Origin of the sequence: Streptomyces sp. NPDC050636 (genome assembly GCF_040654775.1) — a bacterium.
GTDB lineage: Bacteria > Actinomycetota > Actinomycetes > Streptomycetales > Streptomycetaceae > Streptomyces.
In genome coordinates, this window is the sequence record NZ_JBFAIP010000004.1 from 153,416 (window position 1) to 171,146 (window position 17,731).

Annotated in this window: 14 protein-coding genes; 7 read left to right on the forward strand and 7 right to left on the reverse strand. The window is 70.0% G+C overall.

Annotation, left to right across the window (positions count from 1 at the left end):
• Positions 1–509: 509 nt before the first annotated feature.
• The 5 genes from AB0I10_RS06635 (at position 510) to AB0I10_RS06655 (ending at position 5,293) form a co-directional block, all read left to right on the forward strand.
• A complete protein-coding gene (locus tag AB0I10_RS06635; RefSeq protein WP_363151217.1) occupies positions 510–1,262 on the forward strand; it encodes a TraR/DksA C4-type zinc finger protein in 753 nt (250 codons plus the stop codon).
• 175 nt (positions 1,263–1,437) lie between these two features.
• The gene (lspA, locus tag AB0I10_RS06640) at positions 1,438–2,040 is read left to right on the forward strand and encodes a signal peptidase II (RefSeq protein WP_363151218.1); all 603 of its coding nucleotides are present in this window, start codon (positions 1,438–1,440) and stop codon (positions 2,038–2,040) included.
• Positions 2,041–2,140: 100 nt separating this feature from the next.
• Positions 2,141–3,082 carry an RluA family pseudouridine synthase gene (locus AB0I10_RS06645; protein ID WP_363151219.1) on the forward strand — a complete coding sequence of 314 codons (942 nt, stop codon included), beginning with the start codon at positions 2,141–2,143 and terminating at the stop codon, positions 3,080–3,082.
• Positions 3,083–3,124: 42 nt separating this feature from the next.
• Complete coding sequence (locus AB0I10_RS06650) at positions 3,125–3,610, forward strand: GNAT family N-acetyltransferase (RefSeq protein WP_363151329.1); 486 nt, start codon at positions 3,125–3,127, stop codon at positions 3,608–3,610.
• Positions 3,611–3,697: 87 nt separating this feature from the next.
• Positions 3,698–5,293, forward strand: coding sequence for a Na+/H+ antiporter (locus AB0I10_RS06655; RefSeq protein ID WP_363151220.1), 1,596 nt, complete (start codon positions 3,698–3,700; stop codon positions 5,291–5,293).
• Between the two features lie 7 nt (positions 5,294–5,300).
• Here the strand turns inward: AB0I10_RS06655 and AB0I10_RS06660 are convergent, their stop codons facing one another.
• Positions 5,301–6,410, reverse strand: coding sequence for a mechanosensitive ion channel domain-containing protein (locus AB0I10_RS06660; protein WP_363151330.1), 1,110 nt, complete (start codon positions 6,408–6,410; stop codon positions 5,301–5,303).
• 123 nt (positions 6,411–6,533) lie between these two features.
• Between AB0I10_RS06660 and AB0I10_RS06665 the strand changes: the two genes are divergently transcribed.
• Positions 6,534–7,145 carry a dienelactone hydrolase family protein gene (locus tag AB0I10_RS06665; protein WP_363151331.1) on the forward strand — a complete coding sequence of 204 codons (612 nt, stop codon included), beginning with the start codon at positions 6,534–6,536 and terminating at the stop codon, positions 7,143–7,145.
• A gap of 65 nt (positions 7,146–7,210) precedes the next feature.
• Here the strand turns inward: AB0I10_RS06665 and AB0I10_RS06670 are convergent, their stop codons facing one another.
• From AB0I10_RS06670 to AB0I10_RS06695, 6 genes are all read right to left on the reverse strand, one after another.
• Positions 7,211–8,854 (reverse strand): alkaline phosphatase D family protein, encoded by a 1,644-nt coding sequence (locus AB0I10_RS06670; RefSeq protein ID WP_363151221.1) that lies wholly within the window; start codon positions 8,852–8,854, stop codon positions 7,211–7,213.
• A 124-nt stretch (positions 8,855–8,978) separates the two neighbouring features.
• On the reverse strand, positions 8,979–9,920 hold the full coding sequence (locus AB0I10_RS06675) for a thioredoxin domain-containing protein (protein WP_363151222.1): 942 nt from the start codon (positions 9,918–9,920) through the stop codon (positions 8,979–8,981).
• A 55-nt stretch (positions 9,921–9,975) separates the two neighbouring features.
• Positions 9,976–10,716: a hypothetical protein gene (locus tag AB0I10_RS06680; protein ID WP_363151223.1), complete on the reverse strand. Its 741-nt coding sequence runs from the start codon at positions 10,714–10,716 to the stop codon at positions 9,976–9,978.
• Between the two features lie 176 nt (positions 10,717–10,892).
• Entirely contained in the window at positions 10,893–11,741 is an 849-nt protein-coding gene (locus tag AB0I10_RS06685; protein WP_363151224.1) for a thioredoxin domain-containing protein, read from the reverse strand.
• 95 nt (positions 11,742–11,836) lie between these two features.
• Positions 11,837–12,496 carry a hypothetical protein gene (locus tag AB0I10_RS06690; RefSeq protein ID WP_363151225.1) on the reverse strand — a complete coding sequence of 220 codons (660 nt, stop codon included), beginning with the start codon at positions 12,494–12,496 and terminating at the stop codon, positions 11,837–11,839.
• Between the two features lie 91 nt (positions 12,497–12,587).
• Positions 12,588–13,931, reverse strand: a complete 1,344-nt coding sequence (locus AB0I10_RS06695) for a DUF2252 domain-containing protein (protein WP_363151226.1) — start codon at positions 13,929–13,931, stop codon at positions 12,588–12,590.
• Positions 13,932–14,166: 235 nt separating this feature from the next.
• Here AB0I10_RS06695 and dnaE point away from each other — a divergent pair, with 235 nt between their 5' ends.
• Positions 14,167–17,718 (forward strand): DNA polymerase III subunit alpha, encoded by a 3,552-nt coding sequence (gene dnaE / locus AB0I10_RS06700; protein ID WP_363151227.1) that lies wholly within the window; start codon positions 14,167–14,169, stop codon positions 17,716–17,718.
• Positions 17,719–17,731: the final 13 nt, after the last annotated feature.

Sequence of the window (17,731 nt, forward strand, 5' to 3'; positions counted from 1 at the left end):
TTCTACTCGCCCCTGGGACCTGCCGGCCCGTGGGCGGAGCCCACTGTCCAGAGCTTTCTTCCGGCGACTCCGGGGTGATCTTCACGTCGTGCACGCCCCCGGGCTCGCACCGTCCCCGGGTCGCTCCTGGCTGCGTACGACGCTACTCGTCCCATCGATGCCTTTCGCTGGGCCCAGTGTACGGGGCCGCGACGACAGCGGCCGACCGGTTTTCCCGGAGCCGAGGGAGTGGAGGGGAGGGGCGGGGGCCGGGGGGTGCTTGCCGGGTGTGTGCCGCGGCGTGACCCGAATGGCGAGACGCCGGGGGCCGGGGTGCGGGTCTCTCCCCGGCCGGGATGATCTGCCGGATTACGGGGCGGGGAGCGGGGCACAACCGAGGCAGACCCCGCCTTCAGGCGGGGTGGCCCGGACCCGTCGGGCGGTGCGTCCCGTTGCCGCGTGCCGTGCGGCGATTTATCGTTCCCGTCACGATTCGCGAACAAGATCACATATGTGAAGGGGTCGCGGCCATGGTGGCGAAAAAGACCGCCGCGGAGCAGAGCACGACGCCTGCCGACGAGGCCGTCGCGAAACAGCCCGCCCGGACGACAGCGCAGAAGAAGACGGCGACGAAGAAAGCGGCCACGAAGAAAGCGGCCACGAAGAAGACGGCGGCGAAGAAGACGGCCGCAAAGCAGACCGCGGAGACGACCGCAGGGAAGACCGCGAAGAAAGCGGCGAAGAAGACCACGGCCAAGGAGGCAGCGGTGCCTGCGAAGAAGACGGGAGCCAAGACGGTGGTGGCGAAGAAGACCGCGCCGGCGGCCAGGGCGCACGGCAAGGCGCCCCGTCATGAAACCGCGGTGCCCAAGGCCCGGGTGGCCGCGACGCCGGAAGAGCTCGCCGTACGGCCCGGTGAGGACCCCTGGACACCGGGCGAGGTCGCCGCGGCGCGGGCCGAGCTGATGGGCGAGGTGGGACGGCTGCGCGCCGAGATCACCGCGTCCGAGGACGCCATCGCCGGACTGATGCGGGACGGCGACGGCGCGGGCGACGACGAGGCCGACACCGGCACCAAGAACATCGCCCGCGAACACGAACTGTCGCTGGCCTCCAACGCCCGCGAGATGCTCCAGCAGACCGAGCGGGCGCTGGGCCGGCTGGACGCGGGCACGTACGGGCTGTGCGAGAACTGCGGCAAGCCGATCGGCAAGGCGCGGATGCAGGCGTTCCCGCGCGCGACGCTGTGCGTGGAGTGCAAGCAGAAGCAGGAGCGGCGCTGACGCGGCAGCCACCTCGTCGTGACCGGCACCCGTTCCCGCCGCGGCCGTAAGGCTGTGCCGTACTCTCGTCCTCAGAGCTTGCCCTGCGAACCCCGGCCGGAAAGTCCCGGGTTCGCGGACGGGCTCTGAGCCAGGCGCGGCCTGGCGCGGACTCAACGGGCTGAGGGACTCACACGTGGCAGAGGCGGAACGCATCACCGGTACGCCGGAATCCGAGCCGGGTTCCGGAGCGGATCCCGCGCCGGGATCCGAAGGGGGACAGCCGGCGGAGCCGGAGCAGAGCGCGGACCGGGGCAAGCGGCGGATCGTCGCGCTGCTGCTCGTCGCCGCCTTCGTCTACCTGCTGGACCTGGGCAGCAAGATCATTGTGGTCGAGAAGCTGGAGCACCACGCGCCCATCCACGTCATCGGGTCGCTGCTGCGGTTCGAGGTGATCCGCAACCGCGGCGCCGCGTTCGGCATGGGCGAGGCGCTGACGATCTTCCTCACGATCATCGCGGCGGCCGTGATCGTGGTGATCGCCCGTATCGCGCGCAAGCTCTACAGCCTGCCCTGGGCCATCGCGCTCGGGCTGCTGCTCGGCGGCGCCTTCGGCAACCTCACCGACCGGCTCTTCCGCTCGCCCGGCGTCTTCGAGGGCGCGGTGGTCGACTTCATCGCCCCGGCGCACTTCGCGGTCTTCAACCTCGCCGACTCCGGGATCGTCTGCGGCGGCTTCCTGATCGTGATTCTGTCCTTCCGCGGGCTCGACCCGGACGGCACGGTGCACAAGGACTGACCGGCCGTCTCTGTCCGTCCACAGGCCCTCGGGCCCCGGCCCCGGGGCCCAGGAGCCGCCGCTGGGCAGGACACCGTGACGGGACTGCCATACTCGTGGGGTGAGCACCATTCCCGAGATCCGCACCCTGCCCGTACCGGACGGCCTGGAGGGCGAGCGCGTCGACGCCGCGCTGGCCCGCATGTTCGGCTTCTCCCGTACGAAGGCCGCCGACCTCGCGGCAGCCGGGAAGGTCCGGGTCGACGGTGCCGAGGTGATGAAGTCCGAGCGGGTGCGCGGCGGCGCCTGGCTGGAAGTCGAGATGCCGCAGGCCGCGCCGCCCGTGGAGATCGTCGCCGAGCCCGTCGAGGGCATGGAGATCGTGCATGACGACGACGACATCGTCGTGATCGTCAAGCCGGTCGGCGTCGCCGCGCATCCCAGCCCCGGCTGGACCGGGACCACGGTCATCGGCGGCCTCGCCGCGGCCGGCTACCGGATCTCCACCTCCGGTGCCGCCGAGCGGCAGGGCATCGTGCACCGCCTCGACGTCGGCACCTCGGGCCTGATGGTGGTCGCCAAGTCCGAGCGCGCCTACACCCTGCTCAAGCAGCAGTTCCGCGAGCGTACGGTCGACAAGCGCTACCACGCCCTGGTCCAGGGCCACCCCGATCCGATGAGCGGCACCATCGACGCCCCCATCGGCCGGCACCCGCAGCACGACTACAAGTGGGCGGTCACCGCCGAGGGCAAGGCGTCGGTCACGCACTACGACCTGATCGAGGCGTTCCGGGCGGCCAGCCTGCTGGACATCAAGCTGGAGACCGGGCGCACCCACCAGATCCGGGTGCACATGGCCGCGCACCGCCATCCCTGCGTCGGCGACCTGACGTACGGCGCGGACCCCACCCTCGCCAAGCGGCTGGGCGTCGGCCGGCAGTGGCTGCACGCGGTCCGGCTGGGCTTCGAGCACCCGTCCGACGGGGGCTGGGTCGAGTTCGAGAGCTCCTACCCCGACGACCTGCAGCACGCCCTGGACACCGTGCGGGACGAGAGCGCGTGAGTGACCGTAGCGAGGCCGGCGCATGAGCGCCGGCGGCCCGGCATGAACCCGTACGCCATCGAGATCGTCGCCGACGGCGATCTGACGGGCTGTCATGCCGTCCGCCGCGAGGTCTTCGTCGGTGAGCAGGGCGTCCCGTTGGACATCGAGATGGACGCGTACGACGTGTACGCCGTGCATCTGCTGGCCACCGCTCCCGACGGCCGCCCGGCCGGCACCGCGCGCTTCCTGTACGGACCGGCCGCCCGCAAGAAGTACCCGTCCGCCGTCATCGATGACGCGCTGACCGCGGTCCTGGGCCGGCTGGCCGTCACCACCGCCGCCCGTGGCACCGGACTCGGCGTCGCCCTGGTGCGCGCGGTCGAGGACGCGGCGCTGCGGCGCGGGCTCACCGAGGTCTACCTGGAGGCCCAGGTGTCTGCGCTCGGCTTCTACGAGCGGCTCGGATACACCGCGTACGGACCGGAGTTCGACGAGGGCAGCGGTCTCGCCCATCGGGCGATGCGCCGGCGGCTGCGCACCGGCTGAGCGGGTTCCGAACGGCGTCGTGGCAGGCTTGGGGCGGAACCTCCCGTGCCTCGACAGTGATCGAAACCGACCCCGGAGCGTAGCCTCGTGGACCAGCTGGCTCTGATGTTCGTCCTTCTCCTCGGAGCCGTGGTCATGGTCCCGGTCGGCGACCGGCTGGGACTGCCGTCGCCGGTGCTGATGACCCTTGCCGGGGCCGTTCTGGCCCTGCTGCCGTTCGTGCCGAACGTCGAGATCCCGCCCGAGTTCATCCTCCCGGTGGTGCTGCCGCCGCTGCTCTACGCCGCCGTGCAGCGCACGTCCTGGCGGCAGTTCACCGCCAACCTCCGGCCGATCTTCCTGCTCGCCGTGGCGCTGGTCTTCGCCACCACGGCCGCCGTCGCCGCGGTCGCCCAGGCCGTGGTGCCCGGTATGCCGCTGGCCGCCGCGGTGGTGCTCGGCGCGCTGGTCGCACCGCCCGACCCGGTCGCCGCGACGGCCGTTGCCGGCAAGCTCGGGCTGCCCCGCCGGATGGTCTCGATCCTGGAGGGCGAGGGGCTGTTCAACGACGTCACCGCCATCGTGCTCTACCACGTCGCGCTCGCCGCGGCCGTCAGCGGCACGTTCTCGGTGCCCGGCGCGCTCGGCTCGCTGGTGCTGTCCGCGGTGGTCGCCATAGCGGTCGGGCTGGTGCTCGGCTGGCTCACCAACAAGCTGATGGGGATGCTCGGCGACCCGACGCTCCAGATCGGGCTGACGCTGCTGGTGCCGTTCGTCGCGTACGTCCTGGCGGAGGAGTTCCACGGGTCCGGCGTGCTCGCGGTGCTGACCTGCGCGCTCTTCCTGGCCGAGTACGCGGTGGACGCCGACGATGTGATGGGCCGGCTGGCCGGCTACACCTTCTGGGAAATCGTCGACACCCTGGTCACCGGCGTCGCCTTCGGGCTGATCGGGCTGGAGCTGCACAACATCTTCGGGGCCGCGTCCGGCCGTTGGGGCCAGCTGCTCGGTGCCGGCGCCGTCGTCGTCGGCGTGGTCGTCGCGGTCCGCCTGCTGTGGCTGCTGCCCGCGGCCTGGCTGGCCAAGCGGATGCACAAGCGCCGCGACTACGACGAGGACATCCCGATGAGCTGGCGGGAGACGCTCATCATGTGGTGGTCCGGGATGCGCGGTGTGGCCTCGGTGGCGCTGGCACTGGCCATTCCGTACTCCATCGACGGCGGGTCCGGCTTCCCCGTCCGCGACGAGATCCTCTTCATCGCCTTCGCGGTGGTGCTCACCACCCTCATCGTCCAGGGCCTCACCCTGCCGTGGCTGGTGCGCAGGCTCAAGGTGCGGGCCGACACCGATGCCGAGGACGCGCTGGAGCGGGAGCTGGCGCTGCGGGTCATCAAGGCGTCCAAGCGGCGGCTGAAGGAGATCCTGGCGGTCGAGGAGCTGCCCGAGGAGGTCGGCGATCAGCTGGCGCGCCGCGCGTACGACATCGGTGCCCGTATCGCGCCGGACATCGTCGACGACGAGCGGCGCGAGCTCTTCGAGAAGCGCATCACGCGGATGAAGAAGGTGCAGCGCATCCAGGGCGAGATGCTCTCCGCGGCCCGGCACGAGGTGCTCGCGGCCCGCAGCGAGCCGGGCGCCGACCCGGAGGTCGTGGACCGGGTACTGCGGCATCTGGACATAAAGAGCCTGCGGGGCGCGCCGTAGCGGGCGCTCAGTCCGCCGGCCGCTTCGCGTCCGGTTTCCCGTCAGGGCGGACCGCCCGTGCCACCCGGATCTCCTCGGGCCCGGCCGGAGCCGCCGCCGTGCTGATCCGCGGCAGCGCGTAGGCGTGCTCGGCCCGCAGCCACTCGATCATCCGCTCGCGGACCTCGCAGCGCACCGTCCAGATGGTGTCCCCGTCCCGGGCGGTGACCAGCGCGCGCACCACGATCGTGGACGGTGTGGTGTCGGTGACCACCAGGTTCCAGGACCGGCCGTCCCAGTCCGGGGACTCCTGGAGGATCTTGTGCAGCCGCTGCCGCATGGCTTCCACCGGCGCGGAGTGGTCGAGGTGGAAGAACACCGTGCCGGTCATCTGCGCCCCGCCGCGTGACCAGTTCTCGAACGGCTTGCCGGTGAAGTACGACACCGGCATGGTGATCCGGCGCTCGTCCCAGGTCCGTACGGTCAGGAAGGTCAGCGTGATCTCCTCGACGGTGCCCCACTCGCCGTCCACGACCACCGTGTCGCCGATCCGCACCATGTCGCCGAAGGCGATCTGCAGCCCCGCGAAGAGATTGCCGAGGGTGGACTGGGCGGCGATGCCGGCGACGATGCCCAGCAGCCCGGCCGACGCCAGCATGGACGTGCCGACCGCCCGCATCTCGGGGAAGGTCAGCAGCATCGAGGCCGCGGCGACGACGATCACCACGGCCGTCACCACCCGCTGGATCAGCGTCACCTGTGTCCGGACCCGCCGTACCCGCGCCGCGTCCCGGGTGCCCGCCGCGTAGCGCGAGTACCAGGACTCGACGACCGCCGCCGAGGCCCGTACGAGCAGCCAGGCGGCGGCCGCGATCATGATCAGGGACAGCGCCCGGCCGACGGCCGTCGAGTGCCGCTGGACGGTGTCCAGCCCGGTCTCGTCGTACGCGCCGCGCAACAGGGCCGCGCACAGCACCACTTGCAGCGGGATCCGGCAGCGGCGCAGCTGCTCCCACAGCGGCGTCTCCGGGTGCGCGGCGTCGATCCGGTGCAGCGCCCGGTCGGCGAGCCAGCCCAGGATGAGCGTGACCACGATCGCGCCACCGATCACGGCGATCGGACGCAGCACGTCCTCCAGTGACACGGGTCCTCCTCGGTGCGGTGTACGGGACCGCTCGGGCAGCGGTGCGGTGTGCTCGTGCCGGTCCCACCGACCGTAACTGGCACGATGGGGGGAGTGCGATCCAACTCCAGGGAAGTGATGTCAGTGCCGGCCTCCGCCGAGTCCCCGACCAGCGGGTCTTTGACGATTGTCCTGTTTCACTCGGTGTGCGGGCTACGCCCCGCGGTGCATGCCGCGGCGGACCGGCTGCGGGCCGCCGGACACGAGGTGATCGTCCCCGATCTGTTCGACGGACGGACCGCCGAATCGGTGCAGGACGGCATGGCCATCAAGGAAGAGATCGGCAAGGAGGAGCTGCTCAAGCGGGCCGTCACGGCCGTGGCGCCGCACTCCGACCGTGGCCTGGTCTACGCCGGCTTCTCCTTCGGCGGCGCGGTCGCGCAGAACCTCGCGCTCGCCGACGAGAAGACCCGCGGGCTGCTCCTGCTGCACGGCACCTCCGACATCGCGGACGGCACCGAGGCCGACGACCTGCCCGTACAGCTGCATGTCGCCGACCCGGACCCGTACGAGCCGCACGACTGGCTGAACGCCTGGTACCTCCAGATGCGCCGGGCCGGCGCGGATGTCGAGGTCTTCCGCTACGCCGGCGCCGGCCATCTCTTCACCGATCCCGACCTGCCGGACTACGACGCGGAGGCGGCGGAGAGCGCCTGGAAGGTGGCGCTGGGGTTCTTGGCCGGGCTGTGACTCCGGGGCCGGGGCCGCACGGCGAGGGGGCCCGGGGCTGAGACCGGGCTCCCGGCGTCCCGGGCTCAGCCCACCGGCTGGTCGGCCCGCTCCACCTGCTGGGTCCCCGACCGTGTGCGGTACGAGCGCAGCAGCTCGCTGGTGGCGTTCGGGTCGGTCTTGTCGGAGATGCCGAAGTAGTCCATCTGTGTGCGCTCGGCGCTGACGTCGAGGACGCCGTAGCCGTGCGAGTCCATGTCCAGCCACTTCACATGCCGGTTCGCGGCCCTGATGGCGGCGACGCCGGCGAGCGAGACGGTGTGCGGGGCGACATGCAGGAAGTCGTCCACGTTGTCGGAGGTGACGGAGGTGACCACGAACTCCGTCGCCACCGGCCGGGTGGCCGGGTAGGTCGCCGCCTTGAGCGGCACATCGTTGGCCCACGCCATGTGGATGTCGCCGGTCAGGAAGACCGTGTTGTCGATGCCGCGGTCGCTGAGGTGGCTGAGCAGCTCATGGCGGTCGTCGGTGTAGCCGTCCCACTGGTCGGTGTTGACCGCCAGGCCCTCCTTGGGGATGCCGAGGATCTCGGCGAGCGGGCCGAGCAGATGCGCGGGTATGGAGCCGAACGCCATCTGCGAGATCATCATCGAGGTGCCGACCAGCCGCCAGGCGGTGTCCGAGCGCTCCAGACCGGCCTTGAGCCAGTCCAGCTGGGCCCGTCCGGTGAGCGTCCGGCTCGGGTCGTCGACCGCGCCGCTGCCGGGCTTGGCCTGCTCGTCGCGGAACGACCGCAGGTCCAGCAGATGCAGATCGGCGAGACTGCCGAAGCGCAGCCTGCGGTAGGTCGTGCCGGCGATGGAGGGGCGGACCGGCATCCACTCGAAGTACGCCTGCTTCGCGGCGGCCATCCGCGCCGACCAGGCGCCCTCGCTGTCCGGGGTGTGGTTGACCGCACCGCCCGACCAGGCGTTGTCGGCGAACTCATGGTCGTCCCAGATGGCGATGACCGGGTGCGCGGCGTGCATGGCCAGCGCGTCGGGGTCGGTCTTGTGGAGGCCGTGCCGGGTGCGGTAGTCGGCGAGCGTGAGCAGCTCGTGGGCGGGGGAGTGCGGGCGTACTACGTACTTGAAGTCCGGGTACTCACCCGACTTGTACTCGTAGATGTAGTCGCCGAGGTGCAGCACCGCGTCCAGGTCGGTACGGGCCGCGAGGTGGCGGTACGGGGAGAAGTAGCCGGACTCCCAGTTGGCGCAGGAGACCACGCCGAAACGGACGTTGCCGGCCGCAGAGCCGTGGGCGGGCGCGGTGCGGGTGCGGCCGACGGGGGAGTGCTCGCCGTCCACGGTGAAGCGGTAGTAGTAGCGGGTGGCCGGGCGCAGGCCGCGGACGTCCGCCTTGACGGTGTGGTCGGCGGCGGCGGAGGCGGTCACGCTGCCGTGCGCGACGACGGAGGCGAAGTCTGCGTCTGTCGCGATCTGCCAGCCCACCTTGGTGGCCGGGCCGCGGCCGGAGCCGGGGGTGGCCGCGGCGGTCGGCGTGACGCGGGTCCACAGCAGGACGCCGTCGGGGAGCGGGTCACCGGAGGCGACGCCGTGCTGGAAGAACCCGCTGTGGTCCTTGGTCTCTTGGGCGTACGCCGTGGCGGCGCCGGCGAAGGGCAGCAGTGCGGCGGTGGCGGCTACGGCCGTGACGGCGGTGCGGCGGGAGATCTGCTCATGATCGGTCACGGCCGATCACCCTACTGGCCGGTAGGAAGGTTCGGGAGGGCGATTCACGGGGAATCCCGAGAATTCGCCCACCCGTTCCCTACGGGGCACTCAAAACCCGCACGTTGCGGACCGTGCCGGGCGCTCAGTTCTTGCGCGTCGGGTCCTTTTCGCCCTCACGGATGCCCTTTCCGCCGTCCGTGCCCTTGTCGTCGCCCTTGCCGTCGTCCTTGCCCGCGTCCGTCCCCTTGGCCGGGCCGAACTCCTTGTCGATCATCTTCTTGAAGTTGGCGTCGGCGAGGGCGTTGTACTGCGCCTGCGTCATCTGCTGCTGCGGGATCTTGTCCATCACCAGCTTCTTGTCGCCGTGCATGAAGGTCGGCGTGCCCCGGACACCCTTGCGGCCGAACAGGTCCGACATCTTCATCGCCCAGGGGTCGTAGGTGCCCTTCTTGACCGCCGTCGCGAAGGCCTTGTCGTTCTTCAGCTCCGGTACCGCGGCGGCGACCTTGAGCAGTTCGGAGTCCTTGCCGTAGACGTCCTCCCGCTCATCGGGGTGGTACTTGACGGAGTACAGCGCCGCCTTGTACTTCAGGAAGGCCTCCGGACTGACGTTCAGCGCCGCGCCGAGCGCGCTGAGCGCGTTCTTGGAGCCCTCGCCGCCCGCCATGCCGTCGATGAACGAGTACATGGTGAAGCGGACCTTGTAGCGGCCGTCCTTGATGTCCTTGTTCAGGGTCTCGCCGGTGCTCTGCTCGAAGGAGGCGCACGACGGGCAGCGGATGTCCTCGAAGACCTCCAGGGTCTCCTTGGCGTTCTTGTCGCCTATCAGGATCTCGGTGCCGTCCTTGCCCTGGGTGTGCGCCGGTTTGATCAGCTTGGCCTCCTTGGCGGCCTCCCAGCCGGTGGGCTCGTTCGCCTTCATCACGGCGAAGCCGACCCCGGTGGCCAGCGCCAGCACGCCGACCACCGTGCCGGCCACGATGAGTTGGCGGCGCAGCTGCTCCTTCTTCTTCTGCCGCTCGCGCTCGGCGCGGATCCGCTCGCGGGCGGCCGACTTGTTGCTCTGGCTGTTGCGGTTGCTCATGGGTGTGTCCCGATCCCCTCGGTGCTGTGAAGAGCTGATGGCTTGTACGGACTGCTCAGGCGGCGGCCGTACGGGGAGGGCCGCGCCGCAGTACGCAGTGCGCGAGCAGGGGGAGCGGGCGGGCGGGCGGCGCCGGGTGCGGCGGCCGGATCCCGCGGCGGAGCCGGGGCGGCGCGCCCGCGGCCACCGCTACCGCGATGAGCAGCGGCCGGAACGCGTGGGCGGCCGTCGCACGCAGCAGAGCGTCCAGCGCGGCGTCCCCGCGGTGCAGCCAGAGGGCGGCGAGCAGGCCGACGGCCACATGGGCGGCGAGCAGCAGCCAGGGAGCGGCTGCGGGTACCACGGGAGGGCTCTCAATGGGGGCACCTCCCATGCCTTTGAGGCTGTGGGGGAGTGCCGCCACCCGGGCCAGCGGAGTGCCCAACTCGCCGCCCCGGCACAGCAGATCGACGCCGACCGAGTGCAGCGGGCCGGTGACCGGGCCGCCGGCCGGTCCGTAGCAGGTGTGCTGCCCGGCGGTGAAGACGGTGTCGGCGGCCAGCTCCAGCGGCACCAGGAGCGCGGCGACCCGGCCGTATCCGCGTGCCCGGCCGGTCAGCGCGTACGCCGCGGTGAAGACGGCGGCGCAGATCGCGGCGACCGTCACGGGCGGCAACGGGGCGCCGGAGAGCAGCACATGGGACGTGGCGGACAGGGTGACGCACAGCGCGGTGAACAACGCGGCCCGCACCGCCCTGAGTTGAACTCCCGGCGAGGCCCCTGGCCGGGCCCCGGGGCGAACTCCCGTCCCCTCCATGCCGGGAGTCTGCCATGGGCACGGCACCGGCCCGGGTCAAGATTTGGCATCGAGATGGGTCCCGGGACGTGGCAACGGCCGGCGCGGGAGGCGCGCCGGCCGGGGTCACGACCTGATGGGGCCCATTGGGCCAGGGCTTGGCCGGGTCGGTGGCCGGGCCAAGCCCTAGGCCGGGGTCAGGACTTCATGGCCTTGTCGACCATGGTGGTGAAGGCCGCCGGATCGGACGGGGCCGCCTTGCCCTGCGGGGTGTCGGTGCCCAGCACCGTGTCGTCGAGCTTGACGGTCGGGGTGCTGGTGACGTCCTTGACCTTGTTGAACGCGTCGGACACGGTCAGCGCCCACCGGTCGTAGGTGCCGGTCTTGACGGCCTTCTGGAACGCGGCGTTGCCCTTGAGTGCCGGGACGGTGTCCGCGACCTTGATCAGGTAGCTGTCGTCGGCGAACTTGTCCGGGCCCGCCTCGTCGGGGTGGAACTCCTTCGAGAACAGCGCCTGCTTGTACTCCAGGAAGGCGTCCGGGCCGACGTTGAGGGCGGCGCCCATCGCGCTCAGCGCGTTCTTGGAGCCGGTGCCCTGGAGGTTGGCGTCGAGGAACGTGCCGAGGTGGAAGGACGCCTTGTACTTGCCGTCCTTGATGTCCTTCTGGACCGTCTCCCCGACCTTCTGCTCGAAGTTGGCGCAGCCGGGGCAGCGCGCGTCCTCGAAGAGCGAGAGGGTGTGCTTGGCGTCCGGCTTGCCGATGACGATGGCCGTACCACCGGTGCCGCTGGTGTTGGCCGGCTTGACGAGCGGGGCCTTCGCGGCCTTCGCCCAGACGTCGCCGCTCGCGCCGCCGCCACCGTTGCCGCCGCCCGCATTGACGACCGCCAGGCCGATCCCGCCGGCGACCGCCAGCACCGCGACGACCGCGCCGCCGACGATCAGCTGCCTGCGGGTCCGCTCCTTCTTCGCCTGCCGCTCACGCTCGGCGCGCAGCCGCTCACGGGCTGCCTGCTTGTTGGCCTGGTTGTTGCGATTGCTCATGACTGATCCTGCTCCGTGGGAATCCGTGGGACGGGTGCGTGCTGTCGGAGGCGTACGCGCGCGTTACGGGCGAACGCCTGCTGCGGGCCGGGGCCTCAGGCAGCGAGCGCGCAGGGCGGTCCACGGCGCACGACACAGTGCACCAGCAGCGGGACGGCGTGGGCGGCCGGACCGGGCCGTACGGGGGCGGGCGCCGGGCGGCGCGGCGCGGCCGACGCGCCGATGACCGCGACGGCGATCAGCAGCGGGCGGAACGCGAAGCCGGCCACCGCGCCCAGCAGCCGCGTCAGTGCGGCCTCGCCGCGGCGCAGCCAGGCGGCCGCCAGCAGCCCTATCAGCAGATGCGCCGCGAGGAGCAGCGTCCAGGTCGAGGCGGGCGTGGCGTTGTCCTCGGACAGCTGCGCCAGCGGTGCGCCGACGTTGCCGCCGCCGCACACCAGGTCCACGCCCAGGGAGCGCAGCGGGCCGGTCACCGGGCCGCCGCCCCGGCCGTAACAGGTGTGCTGGCCGAGGCTGAAGACGGTGTCGGCGGCCAGCTCCAGGGGGAGCAGCAGCGCGGCGATCCGCCAGTAGCCGCGCTCGCGGCCCGCCAGCGTGTAGGCGATGGCGAACACGCCGGCCGAGAGAGCGGCGACGGTGGTCAGCGGCAGCGGCATACGGGACAGCAGCACATGGGACGCCGAGGACAGCGTGACGCACAGCGCTGTGAAGAGCGCTGCGCGCAGTGCCCGCAGGTGTGCCGCCGAGAGGTCCATTCCTGCGAGTGTGCCATGGGCCGGGGTATGCGGCACCTAAGGGTGGTCGAAACCGCGCATACCGGACCACCGGACCATTGGACCACCGGTCCTACAGGCCCGGGATCCGGCCGTTGCGGAACAGATCCACGAAGATCTGGTGGTCGGCGCGGGCACGGGCGCCGTACGCGTGCGCAAAGTCCACCAGCAGCTGCGCGAGGCCGTCCTCGTCGGCCGCGATGGCGGCGTCGATGGCGCGCTCGGTCGAGAACGGGACCAGGGAGTGGCCGCTCTCGTCGTCCGCGGCGGCGTGCATGGTGGCCGTGGCCCGGCCCAGGTCGGCCACCACCGCGGCGATCTCCTCCAGGTCGTCGATGTCCGACCAGTCCAGGTCGACGGCGTACGGCGAGATCTCGGCGACCAGCTGGCCCGCGCCATCCAGCTCCGTCCAGCCCAGCCACGGATCGGCGTGGTCCTGCAGGGCGCGCTGCGAGATCACCGTGCGGTGGCCCTCGTGCTGGAAGTACTCGCGTACCCCGGCGTCGGTGATGTGCCGCGAGACGGCCGGGGTCTGCGCCTGCTTCATGTAGATCACCACATCGTTCTCCAGGGCGTCGCTGTTGCCCTCCAGAAGGATGTTGTACGACGGCAGACCGGCCGACCCGATGCCGATGCCGCGCCGGCCCACCACGTCCTTGACGCGGTAGGAGTCCGGGCGGTCCAGGCTCGACTCCGGCAGCGTCTCCAGATAGCCGTCGAAGGCGGCCAGCACCTTGTAGCGGGTCGCCGCGTCCAGCTCGACGGAACCGCCGCCGGCCGAGAACCGCCGCTCGAAGTCGCGGATCTCCGTCATCGACTCCAGCAGCCCGAACCGGGTCAGCGAGCGGGCGTCGCGCAGCGCGTCCAGCAGCGGGCCCTCGGCGGTGTCGAGCGAGAACGGCGGCACCTCGTTCTTGTCGGCGCTCTTCCCGCCGGAGGCCAGCGCGTGGATCCGCTCGCGGTAGGCGGCGGCATAGGTCCGCACAAGTTCGGTGATCTGCTCGTCGCTGAGTGCCTTGGCGTAGCCGATCAGCGCGACCGAGGCGGCGAACCGCTTGAGGTCCCAGGTGAACGGCCCGACGTACGCCTCGTCGAAGTCGTTGACGTTGAAGATCAGCCGGCCGGTGGAGTCCATGTACGTGCCGAAGTTCTCGGCGTGCAGATCGCCGTGGATCCACACCCGGGAGGTCCGCTCGTCCAGATACGGTCCGTTGTCCCTGCCGTCCTCCAGGTCCCGGTAGAACAGGCACGCCGTGCCCCGGTAGAAGGCGAAGGCGGAGGCCGCCATCTTCCGGAATTTCACACGGAAGGCCGCGGGGTCGGCGGCGAGCAGCTCCCCGAACGCGGTGCCGAAGACATCGAGGATTTCCTCGCCGCGCTGCGCGGCGTCCTGCGCCGGGGCGTGCTGGGACGACATCGCTGGGTGCCTCCTGAAGTGCGGAAACGAGTCGGTGATCAGGGCGCGTCGAGCGCTCGGATCTGCCTGTGACAACGGGCGAGGCTACCCGTGAGTGCCCCGCGTCTGTCAGTCGGGAGCCGTAGACTTCGGGACCGTCTCACCAGTCCGTCGCCCGCCCACCCGTCGCCCGACCGCAGCTCCTCATCGAGGCGTCGCGCGCCGCACCGTTCATCTCATCCGGAGGTCCCCCGCCGTGGCAAAGCCGCCCTTCACGCACCTGCACGTCCACACCCAGTACTCGCTGCTGGACGGTGCCGCGCGGCTCAAGGACATGTTCGCGGCCTGCAATGAGATGGGCATGACGCATATCGCCATGTCCGACCACGGCAACCTCCACGGGGCGTACGACTTCTTCCACTCGGCGAAGGGCGCGGGCGTCACGCCGATCATCGGTATCGAGGCCTATGTGGCGCCCGAGTCGCGGCGCAACAAGCGGAAGATCCAGTGGGGCCAGCCGCACCAGAAGCGCGATGACGTATCCGGTTCGGGCGGTTACACACACAAGACGATCTGGGCGGCGAACAAGACCGGTCTGCACAATCTCTTCCGGCTCTCCTCGGACGCGTACGCCGAGGGCTGGCTGCAGAAGTGGCCGCGGATGGACAAGGAGACCATCTCCCAGTGGTCGGAGGGGCTCATCGCCTCCACCGGCTGCCCCTCCGGCGAGCTGCAGACCCGGCTGCGCCTCGGCCAGTTCGACGAGGCCCTGAAGTCGGCCGCCGAGTACCAGGAGATCTTCGGCAAGGACCGGTACTTCCTGGAGCTGATGGACCACGGCATCGAGATCGAACGCCGGGTCCGCGACGGCCTGTTGGAGATCGGCAAGAAGCTCGGCATCCCGCCGCTGGTGACCAACGACTCGCACTACACGTACGCCCATGAGTCGACGGCCCATGACGCCCTGCTCTGCATCCAGACCGGCAAGAACCTCTCGGACCCGGACCGCTTCCGCTTCGACGGCACCGGCTACTACCTGAAGTCCACGGACGAGATGTACGCCATCGACTCCTCGGACGCCTGGCAGGAGGGTTGCCGCAACACGCTCCTGGTCGCCGAGCAGATCGACACCGCCGGGATGTTCGAGAAGCGCGACCTGATGCCGAAGTTCGACATCCCGGAGGAGGGCTACACCAACACCACCTGGTTCAAGGAGGAAGTGCGGCGCGGCATGAACCGCCGCTATCCGGGCGGTGTCCCCGAGGACCGGCAGAAGCAGGCCGAGTACGAGATGGACATCATCATCCAGATGGGGTTCCCGGGGTACTTCCTCGTCGTCGCCGACTTCATCATGTGGGCCAAGAACAACGGCATCGCGGTGGGACCCGGCCGTGGTTCCGCCGCAGGCTCGATCGTCGCGTACGCCATGGGCATCACCGACCTCGACCCGATCACGCACGGGCTGATCTTCGAGCGGTTCCTCAACCCCGAGCGCGTCTCCATGCCCGATGTCGACATCGACTTCGACGAGCGTCGGCGCGTCGAAGTGATCAGGTACGTGACGGAGAAGTACGGCGCCGACAAGGTCGCCATGATCGGCACGTACGGAAAGATCAAGGCGAAGAACGCCATCAAGGACTCGGCCCGTGTGCTGGGCTACCCGTACGCGATGGGCGACCGCCTCACCAAGGCCATGCCCGCCGACGTCCTCGGCAAGGGCATCGACCTCAGCGGCATCACCGACTCCAAGCACCCGCGCTACAACGAGGCGGGAGAGATCCGGGGGATGTACGAGAACGAGCCCGACGTCAAGAAGGTCATCGACACCGCGAAGGGCGTCGAGGGCCTGGTCCGGCAGATGGGCGTGCACGCCGCCGGCGTCATCATGTCCAGCGAGCCGATCATCGAGCACGCCCCGATCTGGGTGCGGCACACGGACGGCGTGACCATCACGCAGTGGGACTACCCGCAGTGCGAGTCGCTCGGCCTGATCAAGATGGACTTCCTGGGCCTCAGGAACCTCACCATCATGGACGACGCCGTGAAGATGGTGGAGGCCAACAAGGGCATCAAGCTGGAGATGCTCGACCTCCCGCTGGACGACCCCAAGACGTACGAACTGCTCTGCCGCGGTGACACGCTCGGCGTCTTCCAGTTCGACGGCGGCCCGATGCGCTCGCTGCTGCGCCAGATGCAGCCCGACAACTTCGAGGACATTTCCGCCGTATCGGCCCTCTATCGGCCGGGCCCGATGGGCATGAACTCCCACACGAACTACGCGGAGCGCAAGAACGGCCGCCAGGAGATCACCCCGATCCACCCGGAGCTGGAGGAGCCGCTCAAGGAGACCCTGGGTCTCACCTACGGCCTGATCGTCTATCAGGAGCAGGTGCAGAAGGCCGCCCAGATCATCGCCGGATACTCCCTCGGCGAGGCCGACATCCTGCGCCGTGTGATGGGCAAGAAGAAGCCCGAGGAGCTGGCGAAGAACTTCGTTCTCTTCCAGGAGGGAGCGAAGAAGAAGGGCTTCTCCGACCAGGCGATCCAGGCCCTGTGGGACGTCCTGGTCCCGTTCGCCGGCTACGCCTTCAACAAGGCGCACTCCTCGGCGTACGGCCTGGTCACGTACTGGACCGCCTATCTGAAGGCGAACTACCCGGCCGAGTACATGTCGGCGCTGCTGACCTCGGTGCGCGACGACAAGGACAAGTCGGCGGTCTATCTGAACGAATGCCGCCGCATGGGCATCAAGGTGCTGCCGCCGAACGTCAATGAGTCCGTGGCGAACTTCGCCGCCCAGGGTGACGATGTGATCCTCTTCGGCCTCACCGCGGTCCGTAACGTCGGTCAGAACGTCGTCGATTCGATCATCCGCTGCCGCAAGGCGAAGGGGAAGTACGCCTCGTTCCCCGACTACCTCGACAAGGTCGACGCGGTCGTCTGCAACAAGCGGACCACGGAGTCGCTGATCAAGGCCGGCGCCTTCGACGAGATGGGCCACACCCGCAAGGGGCTGACGGCGCACTACGAATCGATGATCGACAATGTCGTCCAGGTCAAGCGCAAGGAGGCCGAGGGGCAGTTCGACCTCTTCGGCGGCATGGGCGATTCCGCCGACGGTGCCTCCGAGGGGCCCGGCTTCGGGCTGGACGTCGAGTTCTCCGACATCGAGTGGGACAAGGCGTATCTCCTCGCCCAGGAGCGCGAGATGCTCGGGCTCTATGTCTCCGACCACCCGCTCTTCGGCCTGGAACACGTGCTGTCCGACAAGGCGGACGCGGCCATCGCCCAGCTGACCGGCGGCGACTACTCGGACGGCTCGATCGTCACCATCGGCGGCATCATCTCCGGCCTCCAGCGCAAGATGACCAAGCAGGGCAACGCCTGGGCCATCGCCACCGTCGAGGACCTCGCCGGCTCCATCGACTGCATGTTCTTCCCGGCGACGTACCAGCTGGTGTCCACCCAACTCGTCGAGGACACCGTCGTCTTCGTCAAGGGACGGCTCGACAAGCGCGAGGACATCCCGCGCCTGGTCGCCATGGAGATGATGGTCCCCGACCTCTCGGAGGCGGGTACGAACGCCCCGGTGACGATCACCATTCCGACGGTCAAGGTCACCCCGCCGATGGTCGAGAAGCTCGGCGAGGTGCTCAGCAGCCACCGCGGCTCCACGGAGGTGCGGATCAAGCTCCAGGGGGCGCGGAAGACCACGGTGCTACGGCTGGACCGGCACCGCGTGACCCCCGATCCGTCGCTGTTCGGCGATCTGAAGGTGCTGCTCGGCCCGTCCTGCCTGGCGGGCTGAGTCACCGGCGTCG